Below are 17,088 nucleotides of genomic sequence, written 5' to 3' on the forward strand. Positions count from 1 at the left end.
AATTCGCAGTACTTGTAGGGTGGATAAGCTTGCGCATCCACCGCCACCCGATTCATGGTGAGGAGTGGTACATGGATGTACCGTTTACGGACCCGGGGGTGGGATAGCCGCCGGGCGGCTGGTCAGGCGCTCGTCGCCGGCGCAACAGCCGGCTGGCTGCAGACCCGGTTACGCCCCTCATCCTTGGCCCGATAGAGCGCCCGGTCGGCCCGCAGCATGGCCGCCTCGACCGACGTCTCGCCGCCGGCGAACTCGCTGAGACCGATGCTGATGGTTACCTTGATCTCGTCCTCACCGACCTGGATACGCAGATTTTCGATGGCCGTCCTCACCCGCTCCGCCGTTGCGCCGGCGGACGACTGATCGGTGGCGGGCAACAGCACGGCGAACTCCTCTCCGCCGATGCGGCCCATGATGTCCTCTTCGCGTAGCGCCGAGACGATGGCCTGGGCGACAAACTTCAACACCCGGTCACCGGCGGGATGGCCGTAGTTGTCGTTCACCTGCTTGAAGTAATCCACATCCAGCAGCATCACCGACAACTCGCCCTGATGGCGCAACAGCCGCGCCACCTCCATTTTGGCCCGCTTCATGAATTCACGGCGGTTGATCACCCCGGTCAGGGAGTCGATACTGGCCAGCCGCTTATACTCCTCCCCCTCCGCCGTGCTGCGTTTCAATGCCAGTACATGCCGACTCACCGCCAGCGGCCCCAGCTGCTCACCCAGGCTCAACATATCTGCCCGAATCAGCTTGCGCCGAAATGTCTCATAGGCCAGCACCATATCCCCCAGCTCGTCCCGGCGCTTGGCAAACGGTATGCGCAACGACTTGTCACCCGCGGTCAACGCCCGCATCCCTTCGGTCAGGCTGAGGATGGGCAGGCGAATCGACCGGGCCAGCTGCAGCGCCACGTAACCGATCAGCAGCACCATGGCGCCGCCGCCAAACACCGTCATCATGAAGACGGCCGTGGCGAGACTGCGCTGCCGCTTCATCTCCTCCAGCAATTGACTGAGCATCTGCTGCTGGAACGCATTGATCAGGTTGATGCGCAGGGTAGCCACCTTGAACCAGGTGAAGCTGTCCACCGCGACCTTGCCGTCGCCGCCGCCGGCCTCCAGGGCGTAGTCACTGAGGCGCTTATAGGCAATGACCGCCTCGGTCGCGTAATGGGCACGCCAGCGCAGCCACTGGCGCTCCGAGAGGAAGGAGTGAAACTGCCTCTCCAGCATTCCCTGCTCCGAGGTCAGCGAGACCAGTTGCCGGTACTCATCCCGGGTGAATTCACCCCGGCCGAATGCCCCGGAGACCACCGCCCGCTCACGCCCGCCCAACTCGGCATACTGGATCAGCAGGGCATTGGCCTGAAACAGCTCGGCGGCGCTCTGACGGCGGGAGAAAATGGCTATCTGGTTGGTCAGCCCGGTCAGTTCGGAGATCAGCCCGGTAAAGCCGTCAAAACTCTCCCGGGGGGCTATCTGCTGCCGGTCGATGCGGTTACGGTAACGCGCCAGCGCCTCCAGGCGGACCACCACCTTGGCTGCCAGTTTGCCGATCTGCTCCAGCCGGCCCTCCAGCTTCCGGGACTCCAGGTCCGAGCGGAACAGCGCCAGTTCATGATCGCTGTGGCGGCGCTGCAACTGCAGGGCGGTCCTGAACGCCCGGTCTTCACTGGTCAGAAAACCGGCGCTGAGGCCACGCTCCTTCTGCAGCTCATGGGCGAGACCGCCGACCCGCTGGCTGAAATTGGCCAACCGCGTCACATCACTGGCGTCGACCGCCGCCCGCCAGGACTGGACCATGATCATTCCGGCAAACACCAGCATCGGCAGCAGGGAGATGACCACCAGCATCTCGAGGCCGCGCACGAAGGAGACTTTCTGGAATTTGACCACCAGATATTCCGCCAGGGAGTGATTATTCAGCTCCCGTTCCGCCAGCAGCGGCGCCAGGTCAAGGTCCTGATCGATGATATGGTTGATCAGCAACTTGACCAGGGACTCGGTCATATCGATCAGGGAGCTCCCCAGATCGTCGGGCCGCAGCTGGCTCCTGGCCTCGATGATGGCCGAGCGGAAGTCACTGTGCTCGCGCCGCTGCTCTTCCCTGGCGCCCGCCCCGCTGGAGAGGCTGAGCATCTCCTCATGGCGGCTGTGCTCGACGGCCAGTTGCTCCAGCTCGTCGAGAATCCGATGCACCTGTTCCGCATCCGGCGATTCGTCGATCAGATCGATGAGCCGATTGAGCAGCACGATGAATTGCCGGTGCTCCCCGTCCAGTACGGGATCACCTATACTCAGCCCTTCATCCCAATGGATTCTCTTCATAACACATCAATCAGGCAGCCGTTGCGCCCGCCTGCCGGCCTGAACCGGACATACCGGCGAGTCGCATCAACCCCACCCGCATCCATCAGAGAGGAGCATCTCTTGCTCCCGGCACCCCGGTTTGTGAACCGGATCACCTTTTACTATCGGTCACATTAGCGATTTCTTAAGGAGTGATGACACATTTATGAATATTTTGTTATCCGTTCGACGCCCAGGCAATCCTCCCGGGGCCGGCGGCAACAGGGGTCCCGGGGTTGCACAGGCCGGTCCCGGACGGGCCGGCGGACCGGGCTTCAAAGGCCCCTGAGGCAGTCCCCCACCACATTGACCAGGCGGTCTATCTCCTCCCGCTCCATGGTCATGGCCGGTCCGAACTGAAGGGTGTCACCGCCATAGCGCACATAGACCCCGCGCTCCCAGCAGCGCATGGCGATCTCCCAGGGGCGGCGCGCCGGTTCCCCGCCCTGGGGGGCGATCTGCAGCGCCCCGGCCAGGCCGAAATTGCGAATGTCGGTTACGTGGGGGAAGCCCTTCAGGCTGTGCAGGCCGGCTTCGAAATAGGGTGCCAGTTCACGGGCGCGCTCCGCCAGCCGCTCCCGTTCGAACAGCTCCAGGGCGGCCAGCCCGGCCGCGCAGGCCAGCGGGTGGGCGGAATAGGTGTAGCCGTGGGGAAACTCCACCAGGTAGTCGGGACCGCCCTGTTCCATGAAGGTCTGGTAGATCTCAGCGCGGGCCAGCGTCGCCCCCATCGGCACCACCCCGTTGGTCAGCCCCTTGGCCAGGGTCATGATGTCCGGCACCACGCCAAAGGCATCCGCGGCGAAGGCATGCCCGGTGCGGCCGAAGCCGGTGATCACCTCATCGAAGATCAGCAGGATCGCGTGCCGGTCACAGATCTCCCGCAGGCGCTGCAGGTAGCCCTCGGGCGGTACGATGACGCCGGCCGACCCGGCCACCGGCTCAACGATCACGGCGGCAATGTTGGAGGCATCGTGCAGCGCCACCAGCTCCTCCAGCTGATCCGCCAGGGCAGCACCATGGGCCGGCACGCCGCGACTGAAGGCGTTCTCCTTCAGCAGGGTGTGGGGCAGATGATCCGCATCCAGGAGAGTACCGAACGGCTTGCGGTTTGGCCCGATCCCGCCCACGCTGACACCGCCAAAATTGACCCCGTGGTAGCCCTTGGCGCGGCCGATCAGCCTGTTCTTGCCCGGCATCCCCTTTTGACGCCAGTAGGCGCGCGCCATCTTCAGCGCGGTCTCCACCGCCTCGGAGCCGGAATTGGAGAAAAACACATAATCCAGGCCGGCCGGTGTCAGCTGTTTGAGGCGATTGGCCAGCTCAAACGAGAGCGGATGGCCGAACTGGAATCCGGGGGAGTAGTCCATGCGCCCCAGCTGGGCGGTGATCGCGTCGGCAATCTCCCGCCGGTTGTGCCCGGCGCCACAACACCAGAGGCCGGACATCCCGTCCAGAATCCGCCGCCCGTCGGCGCTCTGGTAATAGTTGCCCTCGGCGGCCACCAGCAGGCGGGGGTTCCGTTTGAAATCGCGGTTGCCGGTGAACGGCATCCAGTGCGCCTCCAGCGCCTCACGGTTCAGGCCGGCAGTCAGTCGGGTATCGATATCGGACATAGGTCAATCCTTGTTCCACGGGTGAAATTTGTCTTACAGTCTGGCTCCATCAGCATCAGTATGGCAGATCCAGGAGTCTGTCGGGCCCTTAACGGTGGAAGAAACGGCAGACAGATAAAAACCCGGCCGGGCCGGGTTTTTGTTCAGCACAGGGAAGCGCGACTAATCGGACGACTGGTAACCGATCCTGAACCCGCCCCAGTGCCGGCCGGCGACGTGGATGGGGATGGTCAGGTCGTGCATCACCTCCCCGGTGTCCCGTTTGTAGGTCTGCAGCAGGAACGGTTTGGTGGAGCTGGCGCATCGGGCACCGGTGCGGTCATTAAAGATCCGCTTGGTCCGATTGGCCAGCAGGTCTTTGGCATAGTCGCCACTGAGCGGCTGTGAATAACGTTTGTTGTGGGTGGGGAAATAGCCGTTGTTGTCCACCGCGCCGGCATAGGCCATGAAGCTGTGACGGGACAGGATCGGCTCCTGGATCGATGGGAAATTGGCGTCGGTGAAGCCATCAAACTGGGACTTGTACTTCTGCGGGTTGGTCCCGGCAATGGGCTGGTAATTGCGGTCAAACAGCTGATCCAGGGTCAGCTGCCCCTGCGCCAGCGCGTTTTCAAACAGCTGGCCGATCGCCGTCACCGCGGCACACCCCTCGGCGTAGGCGATGCCGTGCGCCCCTTGCAGCCCCGCATCGCCCAGCAGTTCGTAGATCGCCTCGGCCATCTCTGACAGTTCCAGGGATTGGCCGGCCACCGAATCCACCTTATCCGACGAGTCGTTCAGGGTCTGGGTAAATATCTCCAGCGAATGGTTGATCTGCGCCTGGTGCTCGCGGTTCTGCGCCGAACGCTCCGCCGCGGAGATCACCCGCGACTCTACCTCCCGGGCGTGCTCCAGGATCTCCAGCAGCTGGGTATCCACCTTCTCGGTACGCAGTCGGCTCTCCTGCACCTCATCCACCAGGGCGCGCATGGTGTTGCCGGCATTACCCGTCTCTGCGTTGATCCGCTGTACCATCTGGCCGATCTCGGTGGTGGCCTTGGAGGTGCGCGTGGCGAGATTGCGCACCTCCTCGGCGACCACGGCAAATCCGCGCCCCTGCTCGCCCGCCCGGGCCGCTTCGATGGCCGCGTTCAGGGCCAGCAGATTGGTCTGGTCGGCGATCTCGCTGATCACCTTGGTGATCTGGGAGATCTGGCCGGCGCCCTCCTCGAGCTTGGCGATCAGCTCGGCCGCCTCGCGGGCATGGCTGCCGGTGTTGCGCATCTGCTCGGCCGCCTCCCCGATCGCCTCCTGGCCGATATAGCTGGCGCGCCGGGTCTGGCGGGAGAGCTCTTTCAGGGTTTCGGAATTGGTCACCGCCTGTTCGATATTAGAGGAGATCTGGCCGGTCGCCTCGGTAATATTGCGGATATGCTCGATCTGATCGTCGATACGCCGCTTCAACACATCCGCGGCGAAGGAGACCTCGGCCCCGGCGATGGCGATCTTGCCGCTGCGGTTGACCACACCGATACCGCAGCTGTAATACTCCCGCAACATCTCCGCCACCACCTTCAGTTGCGCCCCGGCGACACCCTCTCCCAGGGCCGACAGCCGCCGGTTCTGTTCCGCATCCAGGTCGCCCCGGGTCTCCACCAGGCGGTGGATCAGGCCGATATCACGCAGCAGGGGCTTCAGCAGCAGGAGGTAGGCCGGGAGCAGCGCCGCCGTCAGCGAAACCACCACCACGACCGCCATTGCCGCTATACGACCGAGCCCCAGATATCCACCGAGAAGTGCCGCTGCCGCCCCGGCCGCCAAAGCCATCAGGACAAGCGCCAGGATAATGGGGGGAGTCGTTTTGTTGAGTCTCTTCATAGTGTTCATAAACTATATGTATGCCGACATAAAATCACTATCGACTGGTTTGCGCTCAACTTTAATCAATCCATAATAGTGTCCAGCCTCGTATCCGGGACAGATCCGCGGAAGCCGTCCAGCCAAAACCCGTCTCCGGGGGCGCTAAATCAGGGGGGGCAATAGATCTGGGTCAAATCAGATAGAATATTATTGGGGTAACATAAACCACTTTGATGGGCTCGCACCTTTTCCACTCGACTGGGTAGGGACGATCACTTAGGGCTCGCGCAAGAATAATTTCGCAGTACCGAGGGAGTCGCCGGGTTACTCTGGGCGCCACGCCGGCAAGACACGCTTTGCAGGCAATGGCCATTCCCGTGCCAAACAGCGTAACGCTGCCAGCGGGGTCCAGATGCGACCGAATATCGAAACTTATTTTAGCGCGAGCCCTTTAACCACCAACGCCCTGAGCCGGGCAGGATAACCAGAGGAACAGATGATGATTTCACACACCCTTCGCACGACCGTCATGGGAGTCACCGTAGCACTCCTCTCCACTTATGCCATCGAATCCAACGCCTGGCGCAAGGATATCGAGACCTCCGGCCCGATCGAAAACACCACCTGCAAGTTCGAGCCGCAGGCGCAGTGCTCATGGGCGGTACGGATCGGCGCGCAGATACCCGGGGTGGACATGCACGAAGCCTCCATGGCCTCCATGCGGCTGGATAACGCCAATCTGCAGGGGGCCAATCTCTCCCGTGCCATCCTGCACCTGGCCAATCTGCAGGGTGCCAACCTGATGTTGAGCAATCTGGAGCATGCCGCCCTGCATGCGGTCAACCTGCAGGGCGCCAACCTGATGCTGGCGAATCTGAAAGGGGCCAACTTCCTCGACGCGGACCTGAGTGGGGCCAATCTGCGCGGCGCCAACATGGAGGGCGCCATCCTGATCGCCGCCAAGCTGGACAATGCCACCTGGACCGACGGCCGGGTCTGCGCGGTCGGCTCCAAGGGTGAGTGCCGGTAACGCCAGGTCGCTGAGACAACAAAGGCCTTGCCGGTCGGGGCAAGGCCTTTGCTGATTGCCCATCGGGCCGCTTGGTTTTATAAGGTCGCGAATATCCTTCCTGGGCAGGATCGGCCGGATGGGCAATCGGTTACGGAATCACCGAGTCGATCACCAGTTCCACCACCGCATCCCCCTTCACCACCACCGGGGACACCTCACCCAGCAGATCGCCGCTGGCGGCAATGGCATTGCCGGAGCGGGATATGCGGGCACCCACCACGACCTGATCAAAACGGGACAGATTCATCCCCGGCACCATCGCCTGACCGTCATTGAGCTGGACCGTGGTCGGCAGGTCACTCACCTTCAGGCGCACCGCCGCCAGCGGCATCTTCGGCCCCTCCAGGGCCCGCGCGTAGACGAACAGGCTCTCTTCCGGTTTTACCCGGGCGGCCAATTCCGCGGCCAGGGTGATGCGGGCGGTGATGACCTGCCTCGCCGGTTGCGCCGCCACTTGCTGCTCCACCGCCTCGCCGGGCCCGGCAGCGGCCAGCTTGCGTTGCGCCGCCGCCATCAGCCGGTCGACCTGCTGGGTGGATTCCGGGTCATCCGCCAGCATCGGCTTGAGCCGTCCCCAGTGCTGCAGGGCGCGGGCGTGATTGCCGGCCTGATCCTCCACCATCCCGGCCAGCCAGAGAGCGGTCTGATCTTGCGGCGCCAGGCCGACCGCCTTGCGTATCAGTTCGGCCGGGCGCCCCTGCATATCCCCACCCGACGCCATCGCCAGGGCATCCGCCAGCGCCAGCATGATGGAGGGCTGGTCGCTCACCAGCTGATTAAGCTTGTCGAAGGCAAAGGCCGCCTTCTGGTAATCCTTCACCGCCATGTAGGTACGTCCCAGCAGATACCACCCCTCCGCATCTTCGGGATTCTCCTTCAGCCGATCCACCAGGGCCGTCATCATCTCCTCGATCGAGGGCAACTCCTGGTCGGCCTGCTGCGCCTGCATGGCCGCGGGGTCAACCAGTTGGGGCGTGCCGAGGTAGAGATAGGCCGAGACCGTGACCACCGCGACGAACAGGACCGAGAACAATAGCGCCAGCATGCCAGCCTTCCCGGGGCCGCCGGCCTGTGCCGCCTCGTCACCGGCCTCCAGATCGATCAGCAGGGTCTGCTCCAGCTCCAGCTTGGTCTGCTCGTACTCTTCGTCCGACAGGGTGCCGGCGGCAAGCTCATTGTTGAGCTCGGCCAGCCGCTCGCGGGCAATGACCACATTCTGCTTGTCGCGATCGGAAACCCGTAGCTCTGATTTACGCCACAGGGAAGGCACAATGAAGGCTAGTGCGACCACTATCATGGCCGCCGTGATAATCCAGAAAAGTGTCATGATTTATTGTCTTCTTCGCCAAGCAATGCCTTGGCTCTCTGCAGGTCGTTGTCACTGAGCTGGGCGCCGGGTTGTCTGCCGCGTCCCCGAATGAATACCAATAGGATGGCGACGCCACCGGCGAGAATGGCAAAAGGTCCCAGCCAGAGCAGCAGGGTCGAGAGCCGGAACGGCGGACGGTAGAGCACGAAATCCCCATAGCGCTTGACCATGTAGTCGACCACGTCGTCGCTGCTGGCACCGCCCTGCACCAACTCGTAGGTCTTGCGGCGCATATCCTGGGCCAGTTCGGCGTTGGAGTCGGCCAGATTCTGGTTCTGACAGACCAGACAGCGCAGCTCGGTGATCAGCTGCTTGTAGCGCGCCTCCTTCTCCGGGTCATCGAACTGGTTCGCCTCGATGGCCGCCTGGGAAAACAGCGGCAGCAACAGCAGCAGCAACAGCCAGGCACGGATCATGACTCGCCCTCCAGCTGTTGCAGCAGGGGCCGGAACTCTTTGTCCCACACCTGCTGGTAGAGGGGGCCGGTGTGTTTCTTGCGAATCATCCCCTGCTTGTCGATCACGAAGGTCTCCGGCGCGCCATACACGCCCCAGTCCATGATCGCCTCGCTTTCCGGATCGAAGCCGACCGCGGCAAACGGGTTGCCCTTATTGGTCAGGAAGGCGATGGCCTCCTCGCGATCATCACGCCAGTCGATGCCGATGAAGGTGACCCCCTCGTCTTTCGCCAGGTGATTGAGGAACTCATGCTCCCGCCAGCACTCCGGACACCAGACTCCCCAGACATTCAGCAGCCACACCTTGCCCTGCATGTCCTGGGAGCTGACCCGCTTCTCCGGGTCAAACAGGTCCGGCAGGTTGAACGTCGGCGCCTTTTCGTTGATCAGCACCGACGGGACATCCCGTGGATTGAGCGTCAGGCCGATGCCGAGCAACAGTGCCAGAGCCAGGAAAATCCCCAGCGGTATCAGAAAACGTGCCTTCATGCCGTACCCACCGTGGCCTCGTCGACAGCGACGCTGTTAACAGCAACGCTGGCCTTGTTTTTCAATCGATAATAGCGGCGATCGGCCGCCGCCAGCAGGCCGCCCAGGGCCATCAACAGCCCACCCAGCCAGATCCAGCGGACAAACGGCTTGTGGTAGATACGCACGCTCCAGGCGCCCTCATCTCCCAGGGGTTCGCCGAGGGCGACAAACAGGTCGCGGAACAGGCCGGCATCGATGCCCGCCTCGGTCATCGGCTGACCGCCCTTGTAGTTGCGCTTCTCCGGACTGAGGTGGGTGATCTTGCGCTCGCCCTGATAGATGTCGACCTCAGCGCGGAAGGCCTGGTAGTTGGGCCCCTGTATCTGCTTCACCCCCTGGAAATGGAAATCGTATCCACCCAGGTTATAGCTCTGCCCCGGTTCGAGGCGGACATCCTTCTCCTCGCTGTAGACGCTGGTCAGGGTGATGCCCACCACGAATACCGCCACCCCGAGGTGGGCCAGCATCATGCCCCAGCCGGAGCGGGGGGTGTTGGCCAGGGTCCGGGTAAAGGCGCGGCCGGCGCTGTGGCGCTCGAACAGCCACTGCAGGGTGCTGAGCAGCACCCAGATCGCCAACACCAGGGCCAGCGCCGCGGCCCAGGAGTAATGCGGCGCCAGCAGCGTCAGACCGAGTCCGGCGATCACACTGAACAACAGCGAGAAACGCAGCCGCGCAAACAGCCGCTGTCCGCTGTCCTGGCGCCAGCGGGCCAGGGCACCGACCCCCACCAGCGCCGCCAGCGGCGCGGTCAGGGGGATGAATACGGTATTGAAATAGGGCGGTCCCACCGAGATCTTGCCCAGGCCCAGGGCATCGATCGCCAGGGGATAGAGGGTGCCAAGCAGCACACTGCAGGCGGCCACCACCAGGATCACGTTGTTCAGCAGCAGGGCCGTCTCCCGGGAGACCAGCTTGAAACTGACGCTGCTGCGGATCTGCGACGCCCGCCAGGAGTAGAGCAGCAGGGAGCCGCCGATGACCACCACCAGGAAGAGCAGGATAAAGATACCCCGGGCCGGGTCAGTGGCGAAGGCGTGCACCGAGGTCAGCACCCCGGAGCGAACCAGGAAGGTGCCCAGCAGGCTGAGTGAGAAGGCGAAGATGGCCAGCAGTACGGTCCAGGCCTTGAACGCCCCGCGCTTCTCGGTCACCGCCAGGGAGTGGATCAGCGCCGTGCCCACCAGCCAGGGCATGAACGAGGCGTTCTCCACCGGATCCCAGAACCACCAGCCGCCCCAGCCCAGTTCGTAATAGGCCCACCAGCTGCCGAGCACGATACCCAGGGTGAGAAAGGCCCAAGCCACATTGGTCCAGGGCCGTGACCAGCGCGCCCAGGCGGCGTCCAGGCGGCCACCCAGCATGGCGGCGATGGCGAAGGCGAAGGCCACAGAGAAGCCCACGTAGCCCATATAGAGCAGCGGCGGATGGATGATCAGACCCACGTCCTGCAACAGGGGATTGAGGTCCCGACCCTCGATCGGGGGGTTGATCAGCCGGTCAAACGGGTTCGAGGTGAACAGCATGAACAGCAGGAAACCGACGCTGATCATGCCCATCACGCCGACCACCCGGGCCAGCATGGCCTCCGGCATGCTGCGGCTGAACAGCACCACCGCCGCGGTCCAGCCGGAGAGAATCAGCGCCCAGAGCAGCAGTGACCCTTCGTGGGCACCCCACACACCGGAGATCAGATAGATCGTCGGCAGGGCGGTATTGGAGTTCTGAGCCACATAGCTGACCGAAAAATCATTCATCAGAAAGGCGTAGGTCAGGCAGCCATAGGCCACCATCATGAACAACAGCTGTCCCAGGGCCGCCGGTTTGGCCACCGCCACCCAGCTGGCGATACGCCGATGGGCACCAATGACCGGCAGGGTTGCCTGAATCAGTGCCAGTGACAGCGCCAGGATCAGCGCCACATGTCCGAGTTCGGGAATCATTTTTTGGCTACTCCGTCCGGTGCGCCCTTATGCGCCTTGTCCAGGGCATCCGCCACCTCGGGTGGCATGTAGTTCTCATCGTGCTTGGCGAGCACTTCGTCGGCGATGAACACGCCATCCGCTCCCATGCGTCCCTGGGCGATCACCCCCTGACCTTCGGCGAACAGGTCCGGCAGGATGCCGGTATAGGCGACCTTGACAGTATTGGCGGTATCGGTCACCAGAAAGCGCACCGTCAGCTCCTGACCGCGCTCAAGGCTGCCGCTCTGCACCATGCCACCGAGCCGGTAGACATGATCCGTCGGCGCTTTGTTCTGCACCACATCGGAGGGTGAGAAGAAGTAGGAGAGGTTGCTGTCGAGGGCATTGAACACCAGCCAGGCGGCCACGCCGAGCCCCGCCAGTCCGACAACCAGAAACCCGAGTCGCTTATGCCTTGCCTTCATACCTTCTCTCCTGCCTTGATTCGGATGATTCGGGCAATCCGTTGCAGTACGGCGCGCCGATGGCTTCGCAGCATGATCGGTTCAAGCACCATCAACAGTGCGGACACGCCGAACGAGCCCCACACATAAAGGGCGTAGCCGCCCATATCAAAAAATTCCGCCACACTCACCGCCTAACCTCCGCCAGCTCGCTGACCCAGGTGGTATCCGCTTCCCGCTCCAGGATAATGGAGCGCACGCGGGCCAGGGCCACCGCAATGGTGTAGGCCCAGAAGCCCAGGGCCATGATCAGCATGGTCCAGAGCATGGTCGCCGCCATGGTCGAACCGTTATCCATACTGATACTGGCCCCTTGATGCAGGGTGTTCCACCACCGTACCGAGTAGTAGATGATGGGAATATTCACCACCCCGACCAGCACCAGCAGGGCGCCCGCCCGGTCGGCCCGGCGGGTGTCGTCGATGGCCCCCTGCAGGGCCAGGTAACCAAAATAGAGAAACAGCAGGATCAGTTCCGAGGTCAGCCGCGCATCCCACACCCACCAGGTTCCCCACATCGGCTTGCCCCAGAAGGCCCCGGTCCAGAGTGCCAGGAAGGCGAAGATCGCGCCGGTGGGTGCCAGGGCCCGGGTCATCATGCCCGAGAGCCGGGTGTTGAACACCAGGCCGAGCGCCGCCCAGAACGCCATGACCAGATAGATGAACATGGACATCCAGGCCGCGGGCACATGGACAAAGATGATGCGATAGCCTTCACCCTGCTTGTAATCGGTGGGGGCGATAAAGAAGCTCATATAGAGTCCGACGCCGATCAGCGCTACCGCCAGTACGCTGAAAATGGGAACCAGGCGCCCCGCCAAGGGGTAGAAAGTGGCTGGTGAGGAAAATTTGAACCAGTTGATTAATCTAGCATTCATTGGATAGTGTAGGACCAGCTATTCCGAGATTTGATAATACAAACAGGATTTGGTTCCCGTTTCTGGTGAATTTTTCATGCGGCACATCCCTGTGCCGCACCCTGACGGGCGGCCTTCGGCCGTGAAAATCGTCTGTCCTGACAATTTTTCACACCGGGGGGCAGTTATACCCAATTCCACCATGCATTGACATTGACCAAAGGCAAATCGGTTAAAAATATGCAGATTTTATGCCGCACATCCCTGTGCCGCACCCTGACAGCCGGCCTCCGGCCGTAAAAATTGTCTATCCTGACAATTTTTCATTCCAGTTACTCGACGGCCAGCTACTCAACAGAAATTCTGAGTGCCGCGGAGGCGGCCAGCGGGGCAAGCAGCAGGGATAGTACCAGAATGGCGCCCAGCATGAGGAGATGTCCCTGTCCACCCATGCCGGAGGCGGTCGCCTCCACCGCCCCCGAACCGAAGATCAGCACCGGGATATAGAGCGGCAGCACCAATAGCGAGACCAATACCCCCCCACCCCGCAGACCCAGGGTCAGCGCCGCCCCGATCGCCCCGATCAGACTCAGCGCCGGGGTACCCAGCAGCAGCGATACCACCATCACCCCCAGGGCATCGCTGGAGAGGTCATACTGCAGTCCCAGCAGGGGCGCCATCAGCACCAGCGGCAGGCCGGTCACCAGCCAGTGGGCGATCACCTTGGCCAGCACCAGGGTAAACAGCGGCTGCGGGGTGAGCAGCATCTGCTCCAGGGCGCCATCTTCATAGTCCACCGCAAACAGCCGCTCCAGCGCCAGCATGGAGGCCAGCAGCGCCGCCACCCAGAACACCCCGGGGGCGATCAGCCGCAGGGTTTTCATCTCCGGCCCGATACCGAGGGGAAACAGGCTGACCACGATGACAAAGAAGAACAGCGTGGTGAACAGATCGGAACGGCGGCGCATCGCCAGCAGCAGATCTCGCCCCAGCAGGGTCTGGAAGGCATTAAACATGCCCCGCCTCCTTCCAGCCGAGACGCAGTTCCAGCACCTGTTCCCGGGTGATCTTGACCTCCTGATGGGTGGTCAGGATCACCATGCCGCCACTATTAATATGGTCGCGGATGATCGACTGCAGGAAATCCACCGCCGCCACATCCAGCGCGGTAAAAGGCTCATCCAGGATCCACAGCCGCGACTTGTTCAACAGTAGCCGCGCCAGCGCCACCCGCCGCTTCTGGCCCTGGGAGAGCACCCGGCTGGGCAGGTCCTCGTGGCCCATCAAACCCATACGCTCCAGGGCATCCCAGGCCTGCCGCTCGGTGACCGGGCAGCCATCCAGGGCACTGCAGACACGCAGATTCTCGACCCCGGTCAAGTCGTCCTTGATGCCGTTCTTATGCCCGATATAGACCACCTCGCGGGTAAACTCCTCGCCCAGCTTATGGATCGACGCCCCGTTCCAGCGAATCTCACCGGCACTCTCCCGGCTCAATCCGCACAGCGTGCGCATCAGCGTGGTCTTGCCGCTGCCGTTATGACCGTGCAGGCGCAACAGCTCCCCCTCCTCCAGCGTGAAGCTGAGATCGGAAAAGAGTTTCCGGTCACCCCGTATGCAGGCCAACCCCGCCACTTCGAGCATTACAAGCACCTTTAACCATCAAAAAACCGCCCGATTGTACACAGCCTGACCCCGCTTTCCCATAAAAGGGCTCGCGAAAGAATAAGTTCCTGTATTCGGTCGCCCCTGGCCCCCGCTGGCGGCGTTACGCTTTTTGGCAAGGGAATGGCCATTGCCTGCAAAGCGTGCCTTGCCCGCGTGGCGACGTGAAGGGATTCACTAATGCCGCGGGGGCAGGGATGCCCAGGAGCGGCCCAGGAACGCCCTCGGTACGATGGAATTATTCTTTCGCGAGCTCTAAAGCTGTGTTCCGGGGTAGAATCCCCCCAGTCAATTCACAGCAGGAAACCGTATCATGTCACCGAGTCATCATGGAGAAAGGGTTGTACTGGCGAGCAATAACGCCGGCAAGGTACGCGAAATCAATCAGTTGCTGGCGCAACAGGAGATTCAGGTGATTCCACAGAGCCAATTCGCCACCCCGGAAGCGGAGGAGACCGGCCTGACCTTTGTGGAAAACGCCATCCTCAAGGCACGCAATGCCGCCCGCCACAGCGGCCTGCCGGCCATTGCCGACGATTCGGGCATCGAGGTGGATGCGCTCAACGGGGCGCCCGGCATCTACTCGGCGCGCTTCGCCGGCCCCGCCTGTGACGATCAGGCCAACAACGACAAGCTGCTGGCCGATCTGCAGGGGGTGGCAGATGAGGAACGTACCGCCCGCTTCCAGTGTGTGCTGGTCTACCTGCGTCACGCCGACGATCCCACCCCGATCATCTGCCAGGGGACCTGGGAGGGACGCATCCTGCACGCCGCCCAGGGCGAGAACGGCTTCGGCTACGATCCGCTGTTCCTGGTGCCCGAATTCGGCTGCAGTTCCGCCCAACTGAGCGCGGACCAGAAGAACGCCCTGAGCCACCGCGGCCAGGCCCTGCGCCAGTTGGTGGCCGCGCTCTCCTAAGTAGTGCTTCAACTTGATTCTGCCTGGTAAAGTCAGTACTACCTCAATTTGATAACGTACTGTTGTAGGGTGGATAAGCGACAGCGCATCCACCATTGCCGTGGTGGATGCGCCTTCCGGCTTATCCACCCTACGAAACCAAAACAGCTTCATCCGGTAAAATCTAATTGAAAGGCTCCTGGCCGTCCGTTCGTGGTCTGGCCGCTGCCTGCCGGCAGCGGACGAAACAAAAGCTTAACCTGCCTGCAACCGGGGTGACATGTTGATTCGATAGCCTTCTGCCCTGAAACCAAGGACCAACAGAAGAGAACCCACATGAACCATCCACACGAGTGCCGCAACAACCATATCAACCTGCTGCTGCCGACCCAGATCGTCTACCACGGACGCATCTTCTCCGCCACCCTGGGCAGCCTGACCCCGGAGGGGGCGCTGCTGGAGACCCACGCCCTGACCCTGCCGGTCGGCATGGAGGTGGAGCTGTCGCTGACCGTGGACCGGTCGCCCTGGCAGATCAAGGCGGTCATTACCCACACCACGCCCCACGAGATCGGCATCCTGTTCAAGCAGACCCAGCACAAACTCTATGCCGCGGCGCGTAATGAACTCCCGCTCAGCTTCCGGCCGGTCCCCCGTCCCGGCCTGGATCCGGTCGCAACTCGCTAGCCAAATCAGCGCTCCCCGGGCGTCTCTTCATCCGACAGCGCCCGCAGCACCGCCTCGGTATCCGCACCGAGCAGCGGTGGCGCGCCCTGATACTCGACCGGGGTACGGGAGAATTTGACCGGATTGGCCACCTGGGGCACCGTGCCGGCCAGCGGATGGGGCAGCTCCAGCCGCATACCCCGGGCCAGCACCTGCGGATCATCGAACACCTCGGCAATGTTGTTGATCGGCCCGCAGGGTACCTGCTCCGCCGCCAACAGCCCCGCCCACTCGGCGGTGGTCTTGCGACTGAACAGCCCCTCCAGTAGCGGGATCAGCTGCTCCCGGTGCTCGACGCGCAGCCGGTTGCTGGTAAAACGCGAATCCTCGGCCAATGCCGGCCGGCCCAACACCCGGCAGCAGGCGGCGAACTGGCGGTCATTGCCGACCGCCAGCATCAGGAAACCGTCCCGGGTGGGCAGTGCCTGGTAGGGCACGATATTGGGGTGGGCGGTGCCCTGGCGGACCGGCGCCTCGCCACCGACCAGGTAGTTCATGCCCTGATTGGCTAGCCAGGCCACCTGGCTGTCCAGCAGCCCGAGATCGATCTGCTGCCCCTCGCCGGTCTGGTCGCGGTGATGCAGCGCCGCCAGGATGGCGCTGACCGCATACATCCCGGCCATCAGATCCGCCACCGCCACCCCGACCTTCTGTGGGCCGGCCCCGGGCAGCCCGTCTCGTTCCCCGGTGATGCTCATGAGGCCGCCCCGCGCCTGCACCATGGCGTCATAGCCGGCCAGCGCGGCGTCCGGGCCGGTCTGGCCAAATCCGGTAATGGAGCAGTAGATCAGACCCGGATTGACGGCGCAGAGGCTGGCGTAATCCAGGCCGTATTTCGCCAATCCACCGACCTTGAAATTCTCCACCAGGATGTCGGCCCGGGCGGCCAGCCGACGGATAACCGCCTGCCCCGTTTCGCTGGTGATATCCACGGCAATGGAGTGCTTGCCCCGGTTGGTGGAGAGGTAATAGGCCGATTCCGCCGTATCGGCACCCTCGCTATCCTTAAGAAACGGGGGTCCCCAGTGACGGGTGTCATCCCCCACCCCCGGGCGCTCGATCTTCCAGACCGTGGCCCCATAATCGGCCAGCAGCTGCGTGGCCCAGGGCCCGGCCAGGATGCGGCTCAGGTCCAGTATCTTGATCCCCTTCAGTGGTCCCATGGCGATTCTGACTCCGGCAAGTCGGTGTAACGGGTTGCAAATTGTGCCACTCCGCAGGCGGTTTTGCCCGCGCGCATACAGCCATTGATTCTGTCATTATTCCCATGATGCACCATT

At 62.8% G+C, this 17,088-nt stretch carries 16 protein-coding genes; 3 read left to right on the plus strand and 13 right to left on the minus strand.

The features are described from left to right. Positions 1–122: 122 nt before the first annotated feature. The 3 genes from O9K64_RS12350 to O9K64_RS12360 all read right to left on the minus strand — a co-directional run bounded on the left by O9K64_RS12350 (position 123) and on the right by O9K64_RS12360 (position 5,824). The gene (locus O9K64_RS12350; protein WP_275098378.1) at positions 123–2,330 is read right to left on the minus strand and encodes a diguanylate cyclase; all 2,208 of its coding nucleotides are present in this window, start codon (positions 2,328–2,330) and stop codon (positions 123–125) included. Between the two features lie 296 nt (positions 2,331–2,626). Further along, positions 2,627–3,967, minus strand: coding sequence for an aspartate aminotransferase family protein (locus O9K64_RS12355; protein WP_275098379.1), 1,341 nt, complete (start codon positions 3,965–3,967; stop codon positions 2,627–2,629). 162 nt (positions 3,968–4,129) lie between these two features. Beyond that, entirely contained in the window at positions 4,130–5,824 is a 1,695-nt protein-coding gene (locus O9K64_RS12360; RefSeq protein WP_275098380.1) for a methyl-accepting chemotaxis protein, read from the minus strand. A 481-nt stretch (positions 5,825–6,305) separates the two neighbouring features. On the opposite strand from O9K64_RS12360, the gene O9K64_RS12365 reads away from it, so the two are divergent. After that, the gene (locus tag O9K64_RS12365; protein WP_275098381.1) at positions 6,306–6,836 is read left to right on the plus strand and encodes a pentapeptide repeat-containing protein; all 531 of its coding nucleotides are present in this window, start codon (positions 6,306–6,308) and stop codon (positions 6,834–6,836) included. Positions 6,837–6,966: 130 nt separating this feature from the next. Here the strand turns inward: O9K64_RS12365 and ccmI are convergent, their stop codons facing one another. From ccmI to ccmA, 9 genes are all read right to left on the minus strand, one after another. Continuing rightward, positions 6,967–8,205, minus strand: coding sequence for a c-type cytochrome biogenesis protein CcmI (gene ccmI / locus O9K64_RS12370; protein WP_275098382.1), 1,239 nt, complete (start codon positions 8,203–8,205; stop codon positions 6,967–6,969). Next, positions 8,202–8,663, minus strand: a complete 462-nt coding sequence (locus O9K64_RS12375) for a cytochrome c-type biogenesis protein (RefSeq protein WP_275098383.1) — start codon at positions 8,661–8,663, stop codon at positions 8,202–8,204. The genes ccmI and O9K64_RS12375 overlap by 4 nt, the downstream gene beginning before the upstream one ends. Further along, positions 8,660–9,193 (minus strand): DsbE family thiol:disulfide interchange protein, encoded by a 534-nt coding sequence (locus O9K64_RS12380; RefSeq protein ID WP_275098384.1) that lies wholly within the window; start codon positions 9,191–9,193, stop codon positions 8,660–8,662. Before O9K64_RS12380 ends, O9K64_RS12375 begins: the two co-directional genes overlap by 4 nt. After that, complete coding sequence (locus O9K64_RS12385; RefSeq protein ID WP_275098385.1) at positions 9,190–11,178, minus strand: heme lyase CcmF/NrfE family subunit; 1,989 nt, start codon at positions 11,176–11,178, stop codon at positions 9,190–9,192. The genes O9K64_RS12380 and O9K64_RS12385 overlap by 4 nt, the downstream gene beginning before the upstream one ends. Continuing rightward, the gene (gene ccmE, locus O9K64_RS12390) at positions 11,175–11,624 is read right to left on the minus strand and encodes a cytochrome c maturation protein CcmE (protein WP_275098386.1); all 450 of its coding nucleotides are present in this window, start codon (positions 11,622–11,624) and stop codon (positions 11,175–11,177) included. Before ccmE ends, O9K64_RS12385 begins: the two co-directional genes overlap by 4 nt. Beyond that, on the minus strand, positions 11,621–11,794 hold the full coding sequence (ccmD, locus tag O9K64_RS12395; protein ID WP_335342285.1) for a heme exporter protein CcmD: 174 nt from the start codon (positions 11,792–11,794) through the stop codon (positions 11,621–11,623). Before ccmD ends, ccmE begins: the two co-directional genes overlap by 4 nt. Continuing rightward, entirely contained in the window at positions 11,791–12,540 is a 750-nt protein-coding gene (locus O9K64_RS12400; protein ID WP_275098387.1) for a heme ABC transporter permease, read from the minus strand. Before O9K64_RS12400 ends, ccmD begins: the two co-directional genes overlap by 4 nt. A gap of 326 nt (positions 12,541–12,866) precedes the next feature. Then, on the minus strand, positions 12,867–13,535 hold the full coding sequence (ccmB, locus tag O9K64_RS12405; protein ID WP_275098388.1) for a heme exporter protein CcmB: 669 nt from the start codon (positions 13,533–13,535) through the stop codon (positions 12,867–12,869). Continuing rightward, entirely contained in the window at positions 13,528–14,163 is a 636-nt protein-coding gene (ccmA, locus tag O9K64_RS12410; protein WP_275098389.1) for a cytochrome c biogenesis heme-transporting ATPase CcmA, read from the minus strand. Before ccmA ends, ccmB begins: the two co-directional genes overlap by 8 nt. A gap of 334 nt (positions 14,164–14,497) precedes the next feature. Here ccmA and O9K64_RS12415 point away from each other — a divergent pair, with 334 nt between their 5' ends. Both O9K64_RS12415 and O9K64_RS12420 read left to right on the plus strand, forming a co-directional pair. Beyond that, on the plus strand, positions 14,498–15,103 hold the full coding sequence (locus tag O9K64_RS12415) for an XTP/dITP diphosphatase (RefSeq protein WP_275098390.1): 606 nt from the start codon (positions 14,498–14,500) through the stop codon (positions 15,101–15,103). A gap of 315 nt (positions 15,104–15,418) precedes the next feature. Continuing rightward, on the plus strand, positions 15,419–15,769 hold the full coding sequence (locus tag O9K64_RS12420) for a hypothetical protein (protein ID WP_275098391.1): 351 nt from the start codon (positions 15,419–15,421) through the stop codon (positions 15,767–15,769). A gap of 5 nt (positions 15,770–15,774) precedes the next feature. Here O9K64_RS12420 and O9K64_RS12425 read toward each other — a convergent pair whose 3' ends face one another. Next, positions 15,775–16,971, minus strand: a complete 1,197-nt coding sequence (locus O9K64_RS12425) for a CaiB/BaiF CoA transferase family protein (RefSeq protein ID WP_275098392.1) — start codon at positions 16,969–16,971, stop codon at positions 15,775–15,777. Positions 16,972–17,088: the final 117 nt, after the last annotated feature.

Origin of the sequence: Sedimenticola hydrogenitrophicus, from assembly GCF_029017505.1 — a bacterium.
Lineage (GTDB): Bacteria > Pseudomonadota > Gammaproteobacteria > Chromatiales > Chromatiaceae > Sedimenticola > Sedimenticola hydrogenitrophicus_A.

Coding starts and splice junctions, on each gene's coding strand:
- ccmB (WP_275098388.1), bottom strand. CDS start 13,535: ATGTTTAATGCCTTCCAGACCCTGCTGGGGCGAGATCTGCTGCTGGCG.
- ccmE (WP_275098386.1), bottom strand. CDS start 11,624: ATGAAGGCAAGGCATAAGCGACTCGGGTTTCTGGTTGTCGGACTGGCG.
- O9K64_RS12375 (WP_275098383.1), bottom strand. CDS start 8,663: ATGATCCGTGCCTGGCTGTTGCTGCTGCTGTTGCTGCCGCTGTTTTCC.
- O9K64_RS12355 (WP_275098379.1), bottom strand. CDS start 3,967: ATGTCCGATATCGATACCCGACTGACTGCCGGCCTGAACCGTGAGGCG.
- ccmI (WP_275098382.1), bottom strand. CDS start 8,205: ATGACACTTTTCTGGATTATCACGGCGGCCATGATAGTGGTCGCACTA.
- O9K64_RS12400 (WP_275098387.1), bottom strand. CDS start 12,540: ATGAATGCTAGATTAATCAACTGGTTCAAATTTTCCTCACCAGCCACT.
- O9K64_RS12365 (WP_275098381.1), top strand. CDS start 6,306: ATGATTTCACACACCCTTCGCACGACCGTCATGGGAGTCACCGTAGCA.
- O9K64_RS12385 (WP_275098385.1), bottom strand. CDS start 11,178: ATGATTCCCGAACTCGGACATGTGGCGCTGATCCTGGCGCTGTCACTG.
- O9K64_RS12420 (WP_275098391.1), top strand. CDS start 15,419: ATGAACCATCCACACGAGTGCCGCAACAACCATATCAACCTGCTGCTG.
- O9K64_RS12425 (WP_275098392.1), bottom strand. CDS start 16,971: ATGGGACCACTGAAGGGGATCAAGATACTGGACCTGAGCCGCATCCTG.
- O9K64_RS12380 (WP_275098384.1), bottom strand. CDS start 9,193: ATGAAGGCACGTTTTCTGATACCGCTGGGGATTTTCCTGGCTCTGGCA.
- O9K64_RS12415 (WP_275098390.1), top strand. CDS start 14,498: ATGTCACCGAGTCATCATGGAGAAAGGGTTGTACTGGCGAGCAATAAC.
- O9K64_RS12350 (WP_275098378.1), bottom strand. CDS start 2,330: ATGAAGAGAATCCATTGGGATGAAGGGCTGAGTATAGGTGATCCCGTA.
- ccmA (WP_275098389.1), bottom strand. CDS start 14,163: ATGCTCGAAGTGGCGGGGTTGGCCTGCATACGGGGTGACCGGAAACTC.
- O9K64_RS12360 (WP_275098380.1), bottom strand. CDS start 5,824: ATGAAGAGACTCAACAAAACGACTCCCCCCATTATCCTGGCGCTTGTC.